The sequence below is a fragment of the Shewanella sp. CAL98-MNA-CIBAN-0140 genome, assembly GCF_040309905.1.
Lineage (GTDB): Bacteria > Pseudomonadota > Gammaproteobacteria > Enterobacterales > Shewanellaceae > Shewanella > Shewanella psychromarinicola.
Genome location: NZ_JBEOPI010000001.1, coordinates 149,039 through 167,020, shown reverse-complemented (window position 1 = coordinate 167,020; position 17,982 = coordinate 149,039). Strand labels below are relative to the sequence as shown.

The 17,982-nt window shown below is 42.8% G+C and carries 15 protein-coding genes; 2 read left to right on the top strand and 13 right to left on the bottom strand.

The genetic code is table 11. The features are described 5' to 3' along the window. Positions 1–112 precede the first annotated feature (112 nt). Both AAEY93_RS00695 and AAEY93_RS00690 read right to left on the bottom strand, forming a co-directional pair. A complete protein-coding gene (locus tag AAEY93_RS00695; protein ID WP_124013863.1) occupies positions 113–1,342 on the bottom strand; it encodes a YibE/F family protein in 1,230 nt (409 codons plus the stop codon). A 213-nt stretch (positions 1,343–1,555) separates the two neighbouring features. Then, entirely contained in the window at positions 1,556–3,736 is a 2,181-nt protein-coding gene (locus AAEY93_RS00690) for a bifunctional metallophosphatase/5'-nucleotidase (protein ID WP_233768505.1), read from the bottom strand. 740 nt (positions 3,737–4,476) lie between these two features. Here AAEY93_RS00690 and AAEY93_RS00685 point away from each other — a divergent pair. Beyond that, entirely contained in the window at positions 4,477–4,656 is a 180-nt protein-coding gene (locus tag AAEY93_RS00685) for a hypothetical protein (RefSeq protein WP_124013864.1), read from the top strand. A 172-nt stretch (positions 4,657–4,828) separates the two neighbouring features. Here AAEY93_RS00685 and AAEY93_RS00680 read toward each other — a convergent pair whose 3' ends face one another. After that, positions 4,829–5,275, bottom strand: a complete 447-nt coding sequence (locus AAEY93_RS00680; protein ID WP_164839561.1) for an AAA family ATPase — start codon at positions 5,273–5,275, stop codon at positions 4,829–4,831. A gap of 31 nt (positions 5,276–5,306) precedes the next feature. After that, a complete protein-coding gene (gene cobB, locus AAEY93_RS00675) occupies positions 5,307–6,029 on the bottom strand; it encodes a Sir2 family NAD+-dependent deacetylase (RefSeq protein ID WP_124013865.1) in 723 nt (240 codons plus the stop codon). Between the two features lie 360 nt (positions 6,030–6,389). On the opposite strand from cobB, the gene fur reads away from it, so the two are divergent. Continuing rightward, complete coding sequence (gene fur, locus AAEY93_RS00670) at positions 6,390–6,821, top strand: ferric iron uptake transcriptional regulator (RefSeq protein WP_101034645.1); 432 nt, start codon at positions 6,390–6,392, stop codon at positions 6,819–6,821. Positions 6,822–6,902: 81 nt separating this feature from the next. Here fur and AAEY93_RS00665 read toward each other — a convergent pair whose 3' ends face one another. The 9 genes from AAEY93_RS00665 to sdhC form a co-directional block, all read right to left on the bottom strand. Beyond that, positions 6,903–7,829: an AEC family transporter gene (locus AAEY93_RS00665; RefSeq protein WP_124013866.1), complete on the bottom strand. Its 927-nt coding sequence runs from the start codon at positions 7,827–7,829 to the stop codon at positions 6,903–6,905. A 328-nt stretch (positions 7,830–8,157) separates the two neighbouring features. Beyond that, entirely contained in the window at positions 8,158–9,030 is an 873-nt protein-coding gene (sucD, locus tag AAEY93_RS00660; RefSeq protein ID WP_351074429.1) for a succinate--CoA ligase subunit alpha, read from the bottom strand. Further along, positions 9,030–10,196 carry an ADP-forming succinate--CoA ligase subunit beta gene (gene sucC, locus AAEY93_RS00655; protein WP_101030827.1) on the bottom strand — a complete coding sequence of 389 codons (1,167 nt, stop codon included), beginning with the start codon at positions 10,194–10,196 and terminating at the stop codon, positions 9,030–9,032. The genes sucD and sucC overlap by 1 nt, the downstream gene beginning before the upstream one ends. Before the next feature lie 75 nt (positions 10,197–10,271). After that, positions 10,272–11,474, bottom strand: coding sequence for a 2-oxoglutarate dehydrogenase complex dihydrolipoyllysine-residue succinyltransferase (odhB, locus tag AAEY93_RS00650; RefSeq protein ID WP_351074426.1), 1,203 nt, complete (start codon positions 11,472–11,474; stop codon positions 10,272–10,274). Positions 11,475–11,502: 28 nt separating this feature from the next. Next, on the bottom strand, positions 11,503–14,325 hold the full coding sequence (gene sucA / locus AAEY93_RS00645; protein ID WP_124013868.1) for a 2-oxoglutarate dehydrogenase E1 component: 2,823 nt from the start codon (positions 14,323–14,325) through the stop codon (positions 11,503–11,505). Positions 14,326–14,527: 202 nt separating this feature from the next. Next, on the bottom strand, positions 14,528–15,235 hold the full coding sequence (locus AAEY93_RS00640) for a succinate dehydrogenase iron-sulfur subunit (RefSeq protein ID WP_101030821.1): 708 nt from the start codon (positions 15,233–15,235) through the stop codon (positions 14,528–14,530). 15 nt (positions 15,236–15,250) lie between these two features. Beyond that, positions 15,251–17,017: a succinate dehydrogenase flavoprotein subunit gene (gene sdhA, locus AAEY93_RS00635; RefSeq protein WP_101030819.1), complete on the bottom strand. Its 1,767-nt coding sequence runs from the start codon at positions 17,015–17,017 to the stop codon at positions 15,251–15,253. Then, on the bottom strand, positions 17,018–17,365 hold the full coding sequence (gene sdhD / locus AAEY93_RS00630; protein WP_101030817.1) for a succinate dehydrogenase, hydrophobic membrane anchor protein: 348 nt from the start codon (positions 17,363–17,365) through the stop codon (positions 17,018–17,020). After that, on the bottom strand, positions 17,359–17,754 hold the full coding sequence (gene sdhC / locus AAEY93_RS00625; RefSeq protein WP_101030815.1) for a succinate dehydrogenase cytochrome b556 subunit: 396 nt from the start codon (positions 17,752–17,754) through the stop codon (positions 17,359–17,361). Before sdhC ends, sdhD begins: the two co-directional genes overlap by 7 nt. Positions 17,755–17,982: the final 228 nt, after the last annotated feature.

Here is a 17,982-nt window from a genome sequence, read left to right as displayed (position 1 = left end):
TGATCAACCATCACTAAAACACAAATATATTGAATAATGACAACGAGTTCGACAATAAAAAATCTCCAAAGATCTGCGGGTATGAGTCATGAGCATTTTAATGCAGTAAGCATTAGTTTTCATTCGCAGGGTTAAGTGCCGTGGTTGGCTCAATATTAATGGCGTTAGTGATGACGTCGGCTGCAGTTGAATCAGTGGCTGTTGCGACTGCCTCTTTTGGCATAACACTTGATGGGCTTAGCATATACCTAGCTAACCATGCGGTAAGTGGAATAGTCAGTACAATACCGACGCTGCCCGCGAGCGCATGGATAATTGCCAATGCGATAACTGGGGTATTGATAAACTGAGTCAGAGGCATGTCTAAACCCCAAACCATCATAATCGTGGTGAGAGAGCTGCCTGCAAAAGCCAAGATTAACGTATTCGTCATGGTGCCCATGATATCTCTACCAATATTCATACTAGCCCGCATCAACTGAGTTGGTGAGAGTTTTGGGTCGGTAATCCTAAGCTCGTTGTAAGCAGAGGCAATGGAGATGGCTACGTCCATAACCGCACCTAATGCCGATATCATAATGGCGACGAACATTAACCAGCGCACCTGCAGTACTTGATTGGATATATAGATAACATCCTCACCTTTATCTAGGTATATACCCGACAGGTGGGCAAATTCCCCGAAGACTTGCGCCATGATGCCTGCTGCAATAACCCCCAACAAGGTGCCACCCATAGCGCAAAAACTTTTGCGGTTATAACCTGAAACTAAGATAAAATTAACCACGATTTTGATACCCATCAAAATAATGGTGATAGGCACCGGATTAAATCCTGCGAAGATGCTGGGTATAAGCACCCCTATAATAAGCGCCGCGGTGAAGTAAAGTGACACGATTGAGTGAAATCCCTCTTTCTTACCAAAGGAGAGTAATAGCAGTACAAAGGAAAATCCCATCCAATAGATGGCCGTTGAGCGCTTGTGGTTGTAAGCCCAATAGACTTTCTCTCGTCCGGTAATACGGATCATCATGATAAAGACATCACCTTGCTCAACCAGCACGTTGTGTTGGCGGCTAAGAGGATTTTGAATTTCGACTATCTTACCGGTTTCTGGACCTTCTAATATTTCCGCATTAAAGACTTGTTTACCCGTTAATATCGAAGGCACCCTAAGATCGGGTGCTAGTTCGTTGCTCACAACATCGGTCACTATGGCTTCAACAAAACTCTGTTGCAATGATGATTTTGCTTTAAAGTTTTCACTCAAGCTGGGGGAAAAATAAAATATCATAGTTGAGATGAAGGTGATTAGGATGGCAAAGCGGTAGTCTTTTAACATAGGCAGTCTTTCATTAAAAAGCCTCAATAAAGTGAGTATGGTTAATATCAATTCAATTACATTCAAATTTAGCAATAGGCTTTGTTAACAAGGGCGTTCTTTAAAGCTTATTGCTAAACGTTAATATATTTCTGCAAATTTTGAAGCGAGTGTTATTTGGAGCTAGAGCGGATAAAGACCCGTTGCAGGGCCTTTATCAATGACATTTTTAGATTATGGAGCTTCTACGCAACCTTCATATACTTTATCTTGATCTGCATTATCCTTGTTAGGATTAGCAAAGTAGCTAGAAGCATCGTTGAAGTTTACTGAGTGAAGAATCCCTGGGTATTTAGGGTTTTCAGGATCAATCTTGACACAGATCTCCTTATTCACAAGCTGAGTCCAAAGTGCTTGACCAGCGCCTTTATCAGTACGAGCGAGTGTAATGGCACCATTGGCTTGGTACTGCTTAAACTCCCAGTTGTTGTTGATGTAATCTCCAGCATTAACCGCCTTATTGGTTAGCACGAATCCAGTTAGCATGTCACGAATGGCGTAAGTAGTTTCGTTGACAGAGTCGTAGAATTTATCTTCTCCAGTGTCAGACACCCAACCATATTTCTTCACTTGAGAACCGTATCGGTAACTGTTAAGTGCTAATTTATAAGTTGCATTAGGATCAAATGGCTCACCATTGATTTCAGAAATATCAATGCGGCTACCTTCATTGGTGACCTTATAATTCTCGTCCATGGTGAGTACATCGCCAGTGAGATCGACCACGAAGTTAATCTTGCCATCGAACTGATCATAGTTATATGACTTCGCGCCCTTACGGAATGAGACCGTAATGTCACCATCCTTGTATGGGTTGAAATAGCTGTATGACCATTCCATATAGCGTTTTAGATTTTCACCAGTAATATTGACACCTATTAAGGTGTTATCGTACTTGTACAAACGGGTAGAATCTTTCTTAGCGTAATCTTGACCGTCAATAAGGTTTGAACCATCAGAGAATAGCGATGCTGCCGAAATATCAGCGCCTGATTGTTGTAACTGAATCGCGTTGATGAAATCCATTAGCGGGGTATCTTGTACTTTGGCTGTATGGATAGTGGTATAGAGTCTGCCTACCTCGTTGTTGATATCTTCATGAACCGCTTCATCAGCGCCGCCACCAGGGGTAAACACACCGACGACTTTACCAATCACTTCCTGCGCGTCAGTTTTAGCCATATCATCGACATATTGATACTGAGCACTTATATCGGTATCTTGCTCAATATTATATGTAGAAATATTCGCGAGTGTGGTATCCACCATCTCCCATTTGCCAGCAGCGTTCTTTTTAAGTTTGATATCAGCTTTGGCTAACGCAGAGCCCCATTTACCGGGTTCGATAATCTTAACGCTGTTTGTGCGATTAGATTCATCATAAACACCCGCAAGGGTTTTATCTTCCGCTGAGTGTTTTCCTTCTGCCGAAATATCTTGAGTAACAATATCGGCCCCAACCTCACTTTTAGTGATGCTTTCAATATAGGTTGCGTGCTCGTGGCCTGCGATAATAACATCGAATTGATCTGCCATAGCAGCAGCAATTTTGTAAACACCAGTGCCGCCACCAGAAGTTCTGCCTAGGTGGAAAGCACCAACAATAACATCAGGGTGATGCTTTGCTATCAATGTATCAACAGCCGCTTGGGTTGATGCTAATTCTTCATCAAACTTTAGACCTTTGAAGTGATCCGGAGCTGAAGCTTCCCAGTTGGGTATATTTGAAGGTGTTAGACCTACAATAGCCACTTTAGCGCCGTCGACTTCAAATACTTGAAAAGAGCGGATGTAATTAGTGCTACTCTCTTCCCACTTGATGTTGCTTGATACCACGGCACCGTTGAAGTGAGCAAGGTTACGATCAATAAACTCTCTTTCAAAGTTGAATTCGTGGTTGCCAGGAACCCATAAATCATAATCTAAGGCGTTAAGTGTTGAAACAACTGGATGGGTTGGATGATCATTGAATAGCTGTGCAGAGTTACCTTGAACGGTATCACCGATATCAATCAAGATCATGTTGTTGGTTTTGGCTTTTTCTTCTTTAAGTAGAGTGGCTATACGTGTTAGGCCTGCATCTTTGTCTTCACCATCGATAGCATAGTCATAACCAAAGAGACGCCCGTGTAAATCGGATGTCGCAGCGATGGTAATCGTCACTTCACTAACATCTTGAATTGCACTTTTTACGATGATATCGGGTGTATTTGATAACGTCTTACCTTCAGCAACCGTAGACGAAATAGCACTATCTATCGGTTTATCAACGTAAACAATCTCGTCATCACCATTACAAGCGGTTAGTCCAAGTGCAGCAGAAATCACTACCGCTAATACTTTCTTATTTAACATATACATTACTCTTAAATTTGTCATTTAACCCCAGAAGACAATCCCTTCTGCCCTTTGTCAGCCTATTGTAATTATCCGTTTGACGTATTGTTCGCCATAGCTGACTAGTGTTCGAGTATAAGAACGCCACGCTTAAATAACGTGATATAGTGCAAATACTCTAGTTAATAGGAGTGGCTGGATCACAATTCTGCAATCCATTTTGGAATATCGGATAAAAACAAAGCAGTAAATATTTTGAATTAGGCATTGACTTAGTCAAACGCCAAATTGAAGAAAAATTGACCATGATTCATGAAAAATCAAGTGCTAAAGCACATCCTACCTGCGACAATGCGAATAAATAAGCCTTCGTTGAAGCTGAAGATAACTTACGTGACGCGGTTGAAATCGAACACAAGAGCACTATCGAGTCCTTAAACCAACCTATTGGCGTTGTTGTGGCAAGCATGTAATGGTTTTTAACCTTGGTGCATGATGACCCAAGAGCTAAAGTTATCTCTAATGCTCAAATAACACGAGCGCAGTTCAAGGCCGGAGGACGTTATGTTGAAGGCGATACAAGCTAATAGGTACAAAAAGAGGAAGGTGACCTGTCTTACAAGAACGTGACTTAGCGACAATATTATTTGTCGTGGCATCAAATAACACTGTGCGTTTAGGGGGGATTTTCTGGTACCCGTTCTGACCACATAGTGCTTGAACGACCAGATACCAACCATGATGCATGATCACATGATATGACTAAGCAATCACAACTAAATGCGATTGGCGGATATGATCGGATCGTTGACCCGTCAGCTGATTATAACTGGGATTTTAACCCTATCGACAATGCAACTATTACATTAGACATTCGTTTTGAAACTCAATACAGCGATGTTGCCGACAAGTTTGTTAGTAATAATCAACAAGGCTAAATGGCGGAGTGGCCGAAACCCGCTGACATTTAGCCGGCTTTGCACTCTATAGGATTGATTTAACCACTGCCTCGGTAGCAAAACGGTCTGTTTAAACCTATAAAAAAGCGCGTTATGCGCCTTTTTATTTTTGTGACCTCACAACCTAGCCCAACAATTCTCGTTCAAACAACTATTGTTCAAACAATTTGGCCATTTTTTTAATATGCACTAATGACACTTGATGTTGGTTTCGTTGCGCACAAAGTTGTTGATGCTTATCGTCATTTGGATGTCCCACCAGCACTAGGTTAACCTTATACCCTAACGCTTTCGCAGCCGCCTCGTAAGCTATAAACTCCCACTTCGCGATATTGGTATTATCACAAATAACCATAGGCTCATTACGCGCTAATGCCTGAATAAATGCCGTTAAATTAGCCTGATGATATTGCGCTAATTTTTGCGGAATAAAGCGATATTTCCCTTGCTGATAAAAATAGCTATCTGTTGAGAACAGGCCATACTGACGGATATGAATCGCCTGTTCAACGCCTTGAGAAACAATAAATTGTTCAACCCAATAAGACTTACCACTGCCTGGTAGGCCCCGCATAATAATCACTAACTTGGTTTGGATGGCATCTCCAGCAATCGAATTAACCAACACGTCACTCACTGCCAATCACTTTACCCGCTAAAATATCTTCAACTAGCTGAGGTAAAATCTCACCCGCTTTACCGGTAAAGTGATATTGAAACTGGCTATGACGATCTGCTGGATCTAGATTAACTTCCGCGGTTTGAGCACCATGATGGTTGGCACTGTCGACAAAGCCTGCCGCCGGATAAACCGTACCAGAGGTGCCAATAGCAATAAATAAATCACAGTGGTCTAACGCATCGTGAATTCTATCCATACCAAAAGGCATTTCCCCAAACCACACAATATGTGGCCGTAAACGTTTCGCAGGAATACAACAAGTGCAACAGTTGTCCACACCAAAAGGCTCACGTAATACAAATGTTTGTAATGATTGTGGACAACGGCCTTTTGCTAATTCACCGTGCATATGCAGTAAACGTTTGGACCCAGCTCGCTCATGTAAATCATCAACATTTTGGGTGATCACTAGCAATTCACCCGTAAATTCTGCTTCAAGTTTTACTAATGCCAAATGTGCAGCATTAGGCGCAACCTCGCCACTGTTTAATTGCTGCCTACGGGTATTATAAAACCGCTCGACTAACTCTATATCTCTGGCATAGCCTTCTGGGGTGGCAACATCTTCAATATGATGCTGTTCCCACAAGCCATGTTGATCTCTAAATGTGCTCATACCCGACTCAGCTGAAATACCTGCGCCGGTCAGCACGACAATTTGCCGGTACATTGTTTGTCCTTTATTGTGATGGTGTAACATAGAATGTCATTAACGTTTAATAACCATATCAAAAATACGCTCTCACGTTACAAAATGTTGTCATTCGACGGTCAAAAAATTCACATAAAATTCATTTTGTTGATGCCATAATAATAGCGGATAGCAAAATAGACACAATAATCCCTTAGTATAAGTAAGCTTATTGAGAGATCCTTAACAAATAATATCAACTTAAGTGGGTGTTTTACTAAATAATCTCCATATAGGTTGATAAAGCACCTTAAGAGGTTTATGTTTTTAAACTCAAGACATATAATGATTAGATTATCCACCGATGAACCGATTGGTTCTGCAATCAAGAGATTAGCAATGACAGATGGAAATCAAGCGCTCAAAAAAGCCGGATTAAAAATAACTCTGCCGCGAGTTAAAATTCTAGAACTGATGCAAGAACCAGAAAATCAGCACATCAGTGCAGAAGACTTATATAAAAAGTTACTCGAAATAGGTGAGGAAATTGGCCTTGCTACTGTATACAGAGTATTAAACCAGTTCGATGATGCAGGCATTCTAAATCGTCATCATTTTGAAAGTGGTAAAGCGGTGTTTGAAATGTCAACTCAACAACACCATGACCATTTGGTATGTTTAACATGTGATAAAGTTATTGAGTTTTCTGACGACGTAATTGAACGTCGTCAAGACGAAATCGCCATGCGTCATAATATCAAGCTGACTCACCATAGCTTGTACCTTTATGGTCATTGCACCAATGATACATGTGATCACGCTGACGAATAGTCAATATATGGGCAGCAAAGAAACCAGCAAATTTGCTGGTTTTTTATTGGTTAACATTTATCATAAGCTTCCAAAATTAAGTTAAAGCAATAATGTCAGCCATAAACTAAAACTAAGCACTGATAACAAGGTCGATAATACCACCGTGCTACCTAAGGTTGATTCATGCTGCTTAAGTTCTGTAGCTATCAGATAAGCGTTCACGCCAAGCGGAGAAGCACTCAATAACACCAACATCGCAGTGTTCTGAACCGCTAGCTGAAACACAAAATGCGCCATCATATACACTAACGCTGGCAATAAAATAATTTTTAAGCTGCTTGCCATTAATGCTAAACGCCAATGCTCACCTATTCGATAGAAACTTAAATTAGCGCCTAAAACAAATAATGCACATGCTAATGCAGGTTTGGCTAATAATGCCAAGCCATCATTAAGCTGCTCCCCCAAGTTAAGATTTAAGGCATTCGCTAGAATACCTAGCCCAATACTCATCACCACCGGATTCAGTGCCATGGAACGAGCGAATCGTCGCCATGAAAACCCTTGGCATTGTGCTCGTGCAGCTAAGATAAAAGTCAGCGCGAACAAGGTGGCGCTATGAAAAGTAATGATCATAAATACCTGCCCTATCATAGCTTCACCTAATGCTGCGGTAATAATCGGCAAGCCGACCAACACAGTATTGGAATAACTGGCACCTAATGCAAATACCGCACTGGCGTCACGTCCTTGCAGTGCTACAGGGCTAAAGTGGCGATTAATGCGATAGCCTATGGCAAACACCAACAGTACGGGTAAATAAAAAGCCAACAACGCAAATGGATCAATACTTTGTGCTAACGGTGCTGCCAGCATATTGATGAATAAAAACGCCGGAATACTGACATAAAAAGTGAATTTGCTAATCCCCGCAATGTGTTCTCTATTAAAAAAACCCGCACGCGTTAACACATAACCTAGAGCCACCATAAAAATCAATGGAAAAATAATACTAACAATGGTCATAAATAACCTCAGCCCGGGATAATAAACGGTTATCAAACAGTTCTTTGTGCAGCTAACTTCCTTGTATTGAGTTGCAATAGACTCGCTATTGACGCAGCCATTAACAGGTAAATTCATCTTGTTAGCAAACAAATGGCAAGTTTGAGTTGGAATATGTGGAGGTATTCTGCCTTTTAGCCATTCATCCCATCTCTTAACCAGAATTAAGATTAAGCATGCTTATAAATTCAGCTAACAACCAGATAGAATTAACAAGATAACCGATCATTCAAGGTTAAAAAAGCAACAAAAAAGGCGCCTAAGCGCCTTTTTTCAGGAAGATAAAATATTACCAGCCTGTTTTAGTTCGTAGTGCTTTACCGATGTCAGCTAAAGAGCGAACAGTCGTTACACCAGCAGCCTCTAAAGCCGCAAACTTATCAGCAGCAGTACCTTTACCGCCAGCGATTATTGCGCCAGCATGGCCCATACGCTTACCTTCTGGTGCAGTGACACCAGCAATGTAAGACACAACAGGCTTAGTGACGTGTGCTTTGATGTATTCAGCCGCTTCTTCTTCAGCCGTGCCACCGATTTCACCGATCATCACAATCGCTTCTGTCTGTGGATCGTTTTGGAACATTTCCAATACGTCGATGAAGTTAGTACCAGGAATAGGGTCACCACCAATACCGACACAAGTCGATTGGCCGAAACCTTCATCAGTTGTCTGCTTAACCGCTTCGTACGTTAATGTACCAGAGCGAGAAACAATACCGACTTTACCAGGCTTGTGAATGTGACCAGGCATAATACCAATCTTACATTCACCCGGAGTGATAACACCTGGGCAGTTAGGACCGATCATGCGAACGCCAGTTTCTTCTAGCTTCACTTTCACTTCCAGCATATCAAGTGTAGGGATGCCTTCAGTGATACAAACGATTAGCTCAATACCAGCATCGATGGCTTCAAGGATAGCGTCTTTACAAAATGGTGCCGGCACATAGATAACCGTTGCCGTTGCACCTGTTTGAGCGACTGCATCTTTAACAGTATTAAATACTGGAAGACCTAGGTGAGTTTGACCACCTTTCCCAGGAGAAACACCGCCAACCATTTGTGTGCCATAGTCAATTGCTTGCTCAGAGTGGAAAGTACCCTGACCACCAGTGAAACCTTGACAGATCACCTTGGTATCTTTGTTAATTAAAACAGACATTATTTGCCCTCCGCAGCTTTAACAACTTGCTCAGCCGCGTCAGTTAGACTTGTTGCCGCGATGATATCAAGACCAGACTTAGCTAATACTTCACGACCTAATTGGGCGTTAGTACCTTCAAGACGAACAACCACTGGCACTTTAACGCCAACTTCTTTGACCGCACCGATAATACCTTCAGCGATCATATCGCAACGCACGATACCACCGAAAATGTTAACTAATACCGCTTTAACATTGCTGTCAGAAAGAATGATCTTAAAGGCTTCAGCAACACGTTCTTTGGTTGCTCCACCGCCAACGTCTAAGAAGTTAGCTGGCTTGCCGCCATGTAAGTTTACGATGTCCATTGTACCCATCGCTAGGCCGGCACCGTTAACCATACAACCTACGTTACCGTCTAAAGCAACATAGTTTAATTCAAATTTAGCCGCGTGCGCTTCACGTGCATCATCTTGTGATGGATCGTGCATTGCTTTGACTTTTGGTTGACGGAATAATGCATTACCGTCGATACCAATTTTGCCATCTAAACAATGAAGGTTACCTTCAGAGGTGATCACCAGTGGATTGATTTCTAATAACGCGAAATCATAGTCGTTAAACATGTTTGCTAGACCCATGAAGATCTTAGTAAACTGCTTCATTTGCGTTGGGTTTAACCCTAACTTGAAACCAAGATCACGAGCTTGATAAGCTTGAGGACCGGTTAGCGGATCAATGATAGCTTTATGAATAAGTTCTGGCGTTTCTTCAGCCACTTTTTCAATTTCAACACCACCTTCAGTCGACGCCATAAACACAACGCGACGGCTGCTTCGGTCAACAACTGCACCTAAGTACAATTCATTGGCAATGTCAGTGCAGCTTTCAACGAGAATTTTAGCCACTGGCTGACCTTTAGCGTCAGTCTGGTAAGTAACTAAGTTCTTGCCTAACCAGTTTTCTGCGAATGCTCTGATTTCGTCTTTACTGCTGGTAACTTTAACGCCACCTGCTTTACCACGGCCGCCAGCGTGTACTTGACACTTAACAACCCATAAATTTCCGCCAATGTGGCCTGCTGCTTCTACTGCTTCTTGAGCAGTATCACAAGCAAAGCCTTCAGAGACTGGTAAACCATATTCGGCAAATAAAGATTTTGCCTGATACTCATGCAAATTCATGATGATCTATCCATATACTTCAAATCAAATCCAACTGGCTCAATATGAGCCAGCGACGAGGGTTTATCTACTGACTTATAGATCAAGTAGCAGACGAGTTGGATCTTCTAAGAAGTCTTTAATCGCGACTAAGAAGCCAACTGACTCACGGCCATCAACAATACGATGATCGTAAGAGAGTGCTAGGTACATCATAGGCAGGATTTCAACCTGACCATTGACTGCCATTGGGCGATCTTTAATGGCATGCATGCCCAAGATTGCGCTTTGTGGCAGGTTCAAAATAGGCGTCGACATTAATGAACCAAAAACGCCACCGTTAGTCACTGTGAAGTTACCGCCCGTCATGTCGGCAACAGACAACTTACCGTCACGGCCTTTAATCGCTAACTCACGTACCGCTTTCTCAATTTCAGCTAGGTTCATGGTATCGGTATCACGTAATACTGGTGTCACCAGACCACGAGGTGTCGATACTGCAATGCTGATATCAAAATAGTTGTGATACACAATGTCATCACCGTCCATAGACGCGTTAACTTCAGGGAAACGTTTTAATGCTTCAGTTACGGCTTTGATATAGAAAGACATAAAGCCTAAACGAATACCATGGCGCTTTTCGAAGATTTCTTGGTACTGTTTACGAATATCCATGATTGGCTTCATGTTAACTTCGTTAAACGTGGTTAACATTGCCGTTGAATTTTTTGCTTCTAAAAGACGTTTCGCGATGGTTTTGCGAAGACGTGACATAGGAACACGCTTCTCACTACGACCTTCTAGTGGTGCTACCGGTGCTACCGGGGCAACAGGCGCAGCTTTAGCCGGTGCTGACTTAAGGAATGCATCAACATCGTCCTTAGTCACACGTCCACCCACACCAGAACCTTTAATTTTACTGGCATCAAGATTATGCTCAGCAATAACACGACGAACCGATGGGCTTAATGCATCATTAGACTCCTCAGCAGCAGTTGCGGTAGTTGCGGCGGCAACAGGCGCTGATGCTTCAGCTTTAGTCACTTCTTGACCTGACACCACACCAGCGACAAAGTTAGCAATCACTTGTTCACCTAAAACAGTGTCACCTTCTTGAAATAACAATTCAGAGATTGAACCATCTTCTGGCGCAACCACTTCTAACACAACTTTGTCAGTCTCGATATCGACTAAGTTTTGATCGCGAGTCACCTGCTCACCAGGTTTAACATGCCAAGTAGCAATAGTTGCATCAGCAACAGATTCTGGTAATACGGGTACCTTAATTTCGATACTCATGGAAAACTTCCCTTATATAAATTATCTATTACGACAGTTTTAATGCGCTATTTACTAATGATTCTTGCTGATGTATGTGCAACCCTGGATAACCACATGCTGGCGCAGCAGAAGCTTCACGACCGGCATAAGTTAATTGAGCGCCTGCAGGAATATTAGCCCAGAAATGATGCTGACTACAGTACCATGCACCTTGGTTTTGTGGCTCTTCCTGACACCAAACAAAATCAGTAACATGTTGGTATGTAGCTAATGCCGCACGTAATTCCACATCAGGAAACGGATACAACTGCTCAACACGAATGAGGGCAACATTGTTCACATTCTCTTTGCGACGTTTTTCAAGTAACTCGAAATAGACTTTGCCGCTGCAAAATACAACGCGGTCCACTTGGCTGGCGTCTAAGGTATCAATCTCACCAATAATATTTTGGAAAGTGCCTTGTGCAAGCTCTTCTAAGCTAGAGACAGCTAATGGATGACGCAGTAAAGATTTAGGCGACATAACCACTAACGGACGACGCATTGGGCGCACAACCTGACGACGCAACATGTGATAAACCTGCGCCGGTGTTGATGGCACACACACTTGCATGTTGTGGTTAGCACATAATTGCAAGAAACGCTCTAAACGGGCACTCGAGTGCTCTGGACCTTGACCTTCATATCCATGAGGTAACAGCAACGTCAGACCGCATAAACGGCCCCACTTTTGCTCTCCAGATGATAAGAATTGATCGATCACCACTTGGGCACAGTTGACGAAATCGCCAAACTGCGCTTCCCAGATGTTTAATCCACCCGGTTCAGTAGTCGCGTAGCCGTATTCAAATGCCACCACTGATGCTTCAGATAATACCGAGTCAATAATGTCGATTGGCGCTTGTTCATCAGCCACATTACGCAAAGGTAAATAGGTGGTGCCGTCTTTCTGGCTATGTAAAATAGCATGACGATGGAAGAATGTGCCGCGACCAGTGTCTTGACCGGTAATGCGCACACGCTTGTTATCTTCAAGAATCGAGGCATACGCTAAGGTTTCAGCAAACCCCCAATCGAGTAATTTATCACCTTTGGCCATCGCGGTACGATCGGCGTAAATTTTGGCAACACGAGATTGAAGGGTATGGTTTTCAGGAATATCGACTAACTTATTAGCTAAGTTTTGTAGACGTTCCATCGACATAGCAGCCGCGTAATCTTCATCCCATTCACGATTAAGATAAGGCGTCCAGTCAACTGTGTTCAACGTCATTGGACGCCATTCTTTCACTACACAATCACCGGCATCTAATGCATCACGGTAATGATTAATTAACCCCGTCACTTCATCGGCTGGAATACTGTTTTCAGCGATTAACTTATCTGCATAGATTTTACGTGGCGTTGGGTGCTTTTTGATTTTAGCGTACATGAGCGGCTGTGTAGCACTAGGCTCATCCGCTTCGTTATGGCCATGACGGCGATAACACACTAAATCAATAACCACATCACGTTTAAACTCATTACGATAATCCACTGCAAGTTGAGAGATAAACGCAACGGCTTCAGGATCATCAGAGTTGACGTGAAAAATGGGCGCCTGAACCATCTTAGCGATGTCAGTACAGTATTCGGTTGAACGTGTATCAGCGTGGTTAGATGTCGTAAAACCAACTTGGTTATTGATGACAATACGAATGCAGCCACCGACTCTGAAACCACGTGTTTGAGACATATTAAATGTCTCTTGAACAATCCCTTGCCCGGTAATAGCAGCATCACCATGAATGGTGATGGGCATCACCTGTAAACCGTCTTTACAGCCACGGCGATCTTGGCGCGCGCGCACAGAACCAATCACCACTGGGTTAACAATTTCTAAATGAGATGGGTTAAAAGCTAAGGCTAAATGGACATTGCCGCCGGGTGTTTCAAAATCTGATGAAAAACCTTGGTGATATTTTACGTCACCGGAACCGTGAGTGTCGCCATGCTTACCTGCAAACTCGTCAAACAGTTCAGCAGGACGCTTACCTAACACATTAACGAGCACGTTTAGGCGACCACGGTGAGCCATACCGACAACGATTTCTTTGGTACCCGCTTCACCCGCACGGTAAATGATTTCACGCATCATCGGAACCAGTGCATCACCGCCTTCTAAAGAGAAACGCTTAGCGCCAGGGAATTTAGCCCCAAGGTATTTTTCGATACCTTCTGCCGCATTTAACCCTTCAAGAATACGTTTTTTAATATCGTTATCGTACTGGGCTTTACCTAATGTGGGTTCAAGACGTTGCTGGATCCAACGCTTTTCATCGGTATCAGTGATATGCATGTATTCAGCACCAATCGAGCCACAATAAGTGCTCTTTAATGCATGAATAATATCAGCAAGCTTCATGGTCTCACCGCCCAAGGCGAATGACCCCGTATTAAACTGACGCTGCATGTCTTCAACGGTTAAGCCGTGGTAAGCAGGATCTAACTCTTGTACTTGCTCGCGTTTCCACAATCCTAATGGATCTAAATTGGCATTTTGATGGCCACGGAAACGATGGGCATTGATCAGTTGCAGCACTTTAACTTGCTTCGCATCTAACTCAGGATCGCTGACGCTGGTAGCGTTTTTTAGACGACCTTGTAGAGCTAAACTCCGAAAATAGTCACGAACTTTAGAATGGGCTGTTTCGGGTACTTCTATTGAGGCACCGTTAACCGGAGGGAGATTATCAAAAACAAGCTGCCAATCAGCAGACACTGATTGCGGATCTTCTTGATAGGTTTCATACATCTCTTCTACGTAGGTCGAGTTCGAACCACTTAAATATGACGACTCGAGCCAGGCTTTCATGATGCCTTGGTGCATTGTTATTCCTTTCAAACTTGATACACGTACTAGCCATAAACATAACAGTGAGTAACGTAAGTTACATCACACGTAGACTGAAATTATCTTAGCAAGATAATGACAGGAGGTATTGCATAAATACACAAAAGAGCCATCCTCAATTTTGAAGATGGCTCTTAACAGAGCTAATAAGTCAGACTATTTTGCTCTTCTTCATGCATTAAACAGCTCGCTTAAGTAACATTGACTTGATATGACCAATCGCTTTAGTTGGGTTTAATCCTTTAGGACAAACATCAACACAGTTCATAATGCCATGGCAACGGAACACACTGTAAGCATCATCTAGTTCAGATAAACGCTCCTCAGTGGCAGTGTCGCGGCTGTCAATCAAGAAACGATAGGCATGCAATAAACCGGCTGGGCCGATAAATTTATCCGGGTTCCACCAGAAAGATGGACACGAGGTTGAACAACATGCACACAAAATACATTCATATAAACCATCTAAATGAGCACGCTCTTCAGGTGATTGTAAATGTTCACGAGCCGGCGCCTTTTCATCATTGATCAGATAAGGCTTAATTTTTTCGTATTGCTTGTAGAACTGAGTCAGGTCAACGACCAAATCTCGCACTACTGGCATGCCTGGTAAAGGACGGATTTCAATTTTCTTCCCTTTAAAGGTCGATAATGGCGTGATACACGCTAATCCATTTTTACCATTCATGTTAACACCGTCAGAACCACACACACCTTCACGGCATGAACGACGGAACGCAAGCGTTGAGTCTTGTTCTTTCAGTTTAATTAACGCATCTAACACCATCATATCAGTGCCCTCAGGCACGTCTAAGGTGTAATCCTTCATGTAAGGCTTGTTATCTACATCAGGATTATAACGATACAATGCAAATGTTAATTTCATCTTTGCAACTCCTGCCTAATAGGTACGTTTTACCGGTGGAAACGCTTCACGTAATTGAGGTGTCATGTTGACATCACGTTTACTCATAGCTTGAGTCATTGGGTCATACAAGCTATGACATAACCAGTTGTCATCATCACGATCTAAATAATCTTCACGAGAATGCGCACCACGACTTTCAGTACGGAAGTTAGCCGCATAAGCAGTTGACAGCGCTGTTGCCATTAAGTTATCTAATTCTAAGCACTCAATACGTTGAGTATTAAATTCTGTTGAATTGTCAGATAACTTGGCATTTTCAAGACGCTTTTGAATTGCTTGCAGCTGTTCTAAACCTTCAGCCATGGCTTCACCACTGCGGAAAACAGAGAAATTTAACTGCATACACAATTGAAGATCTTTACGTATAACCGCAGGGTCTTCACCGTCTTTGTTGCTTTCCCAACGATTAAGACGAGCAAGTGATGCATCAATTTCTACGTCTGTCGCCGCTTTTGGATCAGGAGTGTCGTCTAATGCTTTGCCTAAATGTTGTCCTGCCGCACGACCGAAGACCACTAAATCAAGCAGTGAGTTACCCCCTAAGCGGTTTGCACCGTGAACAGATACACAGGCAATCTCACCTACGGCAAATAAACCTAATACATCTTGCTCTGTGCCATCGTCATTCTGACGAATAACTTGACCACTCACTTTAGTCGGTAAACCGCCCATCATGTAATGACACGTTGGTAACACAGGAATAGGACCATCAGCAGGATCGATATGAGCAAAGGTACGTGATAATTCACACACTCCAGGAAGACGCGCTTCAAGGGTTTCTTTGCCTAAATGATCAAGCTTAAGTAACAAATGCGGGCCTAAAGGACCGTCTAAACCACGACCTTCACGAATTTCAGTCATCATTGAACGTGCAACCACGTCGCGTGAGGCTAAATCTTTCGCGTTTGGCGCATAACGTTCCATGAAACGTTCGCCATCTTTATTTAATAAGTATCCGCCTTCACCGCGACAACCTTCAGTCACCAAAACACCCGCGCCAGCGATACCCGTTGGGTGGAACTGCCACATTTCCATGTCTTGTAATTGAACGCCAGCACGCGCAGCCATACCCACACCGTCACCAGTATTAATATGAGCATTAGTGGTTGAGGCATAAATACGCCCTGCACCACCGGTTGCTAAAATTGTTGCTTTAGCTTTGAAATAAACAATGTTGCCGGTTTCAATTTCAATCGCGGTACAACCGACCACAACACCATCATTATTTTTAACCAAATCTAAGGCATACCACTCAGAATAAACGTCAGTTTTATGCTTAACATTTTGTTGGTATAAACAATGAAGCAGTGCATGACCCGTTCGGTCAGCGGCTGCTGCAGTCCGAGCGGCTTGCTCGCCACCAAAGTTTCTTGATTGGCCACCAAAAGGACGCTGATAGATTGTGCCGTCTTCGAAACGAGAGAAGGGTAAACCCATTTGCTCAAGTTCGATAATCGCTTCAGGACCCGTTTGACACATAAACTCAATGGCTTCTTGGTCGCCGATAAAATCAGAACCCTTAACCGTATCGTACATGTGCTGTTCCCAATGGTCCTCATGAGCATTACCTAATGCTACTGTGATTCCACCTTGAGCAGAAACGGTATGTGAACGAGTTGGGAATACTTTAGATAACAGCGCACAGCTCTTACCTTCTTTAGAAATCTGTAATGCTGCTCGCATACCTGCGCCACCGGCGCCGATTACGATCACATCAAATTCGCGAACTGGAATACTCACTTAAACACCCCACACTATTACAATGCCTGACGCTAAATAACTCAATGCGATCATAACAAAGGTAAACTGTAATACACCACGTAACGCAGTCTGTTTGACGTAATCCGTCAACACTTGCCATACACCAATCCATGCATGGATAAGTAAAGCAATCAGCGTTATAAGGGTAAAGACTTTCATTGGAAGTGAACTAAATAAACCACTCCAAATTTCGAAAGTTAACGGGGCACTACACGCGATAAAACCAACTAAAAAAATAGTATAACAAGCGAGGATCACTGCACTTGCGCGTAATAGAATATAGTCATGAACACCACTGCGTCCAAAACTTGCTGCATTTGTTACCATACCCAAATCCCCGCTATGATAGAAAAGACTACGGCTAACCCAAAAGTAGCCTTAGCTGATGCGACACCCGAAGTTAATTCTTCCCAGCGGCCGGTATCCATGACCAAGTGACGAATGCCACCTAATAAGTGATAACTCAACGCGGTTAGAATGCCCCAAATGATGAACTTCATCACGAAACTATCGAACAAGGATTGTACGCTAGCGAAACCATCTGCTGATGTTAAAGTCGAATTTAACAACCAAAGAAGGATACCAATAGCAAATAGCATGATGACACCGGAAATACGGTGTAGGATTGACGCGATCGCAGTTGCAGGAAAGCGAATCGTCTGCAGGTCTAGATGGACAGGTCTTTGCTTTTTCACGTTCTGCTCACTCCGCTCCATTGAGCATTATTTTTGTTATGTCTCTATTTTTTGCTTAACCATTAATGTTCGCAAAAGATGGAACATTTTTTAAACAAAAAACAGACTACTCTCAAACATCTAATCAATTGAGAAACCACTATTAAGTTAGTAAATTAATCATTCCTAAACTGTGATGTCCGTCGCCCTTAGGGACGCAGGCAAGTATACTCGTGGGGATTGTCAAATACAAACATCACATTATGCAAA

What these genes read in the sequence shown, in the direction of transcription:
- AAEY93_RS00640 (WP_101030821.1), bottom strand. Translation starts at nt 15,235, where the DNA reads ATGAAATTAACATTTGCATTGTATCGTTATAATCCTGATGTAGATAAC.
- sdhD (WP_101030817.1), bottom strand. Translation starts at nt 17,365, where the DNA reads ATGGTAACAAATGCAGCAAGTTTTGGACGCAGTGGTGTTCATGACTAT.
- AAEY93_RS00685 (WP_124013864.1), top strand. Translation starts at nt 4,477, where the DNA reads ATGACTAAGCAATCACAACTAAATGCGATTGGCGGATATGATCGGATC.
- AAEY93_RS00665 (WP_124013866.1), bottom strand. Translation starts at nt 7,829, where the DNA reads ATGACCATTGTTAGTATTATTTTTCCATTGATTTTTATGGTGGCTCTA.
- AAEY93_RS00695 (WP_124013863.1), bottom strand. Translation starts at nt 1,342, where the DNA reads ATGTTAAAAGACTACCGCTTTGCCATCCTAATCACCTTCATCTCAACT.
- sucC (WP_101030827.1), bottom strand. Translation starts at nt 10,196, where the DNA reads ATGAATTTGCATGAGTATCAGGCAAAATCTTTATTTGCCGAATATGGT.
- sdhC (WP_101030815.1), bottom strand. Translation starts at nt 17,754, where the DNA reads ATGGAGCGGAGTGAGCAGAACGTGAAAAAGCAAAGACCTGTCCATCTA.
- sucD (WP_351074429.1), bottom strand. Translation starts at nt 9,030, where the DNA reads ATGTCTGTTTTAATTAACAAAGATACCAAGGTGATCTGTCAAGGTTTC.
- sucA (WP_124013868.1), bottom strand. Translation starts at nt 14,325, where the DNA reads ATGCACCAAGGCATCATGAAAGCCTGGCTCGAGTCGTCATATTTAAGT.
- AAEY93_RS00690 (WP_233768505.1), bottom strand. Translation starts at nt 3,736, where the DNA reads ATGTTAAATAAGAAAGTATTAGCGGTAGTGATTTCTGCTGCACTTGGA.
- cobB (WP_124013865.1), bottom strand. Translation starts at nt 6,029, where the DNA reads ATGTACCGGCAAATTGTCGTGCTGACCGGCGCAGGTATTTCAGCTGAG.
- fur (WP_101034645.1), top strand. Translation starts at nt 6,390, where the DNA reads ATGACAGATGGAAATCAAGCGCTCAAAAAAGCCGGATTAAAAATAACT.
- odhB (WP_351074426.1), bottom strand. Translation starts at nt 11,474, where the DNA reads ATGAGTATCGAAATTAAGGTACCCGTATTACCAGAATCTGTTGCTGAT.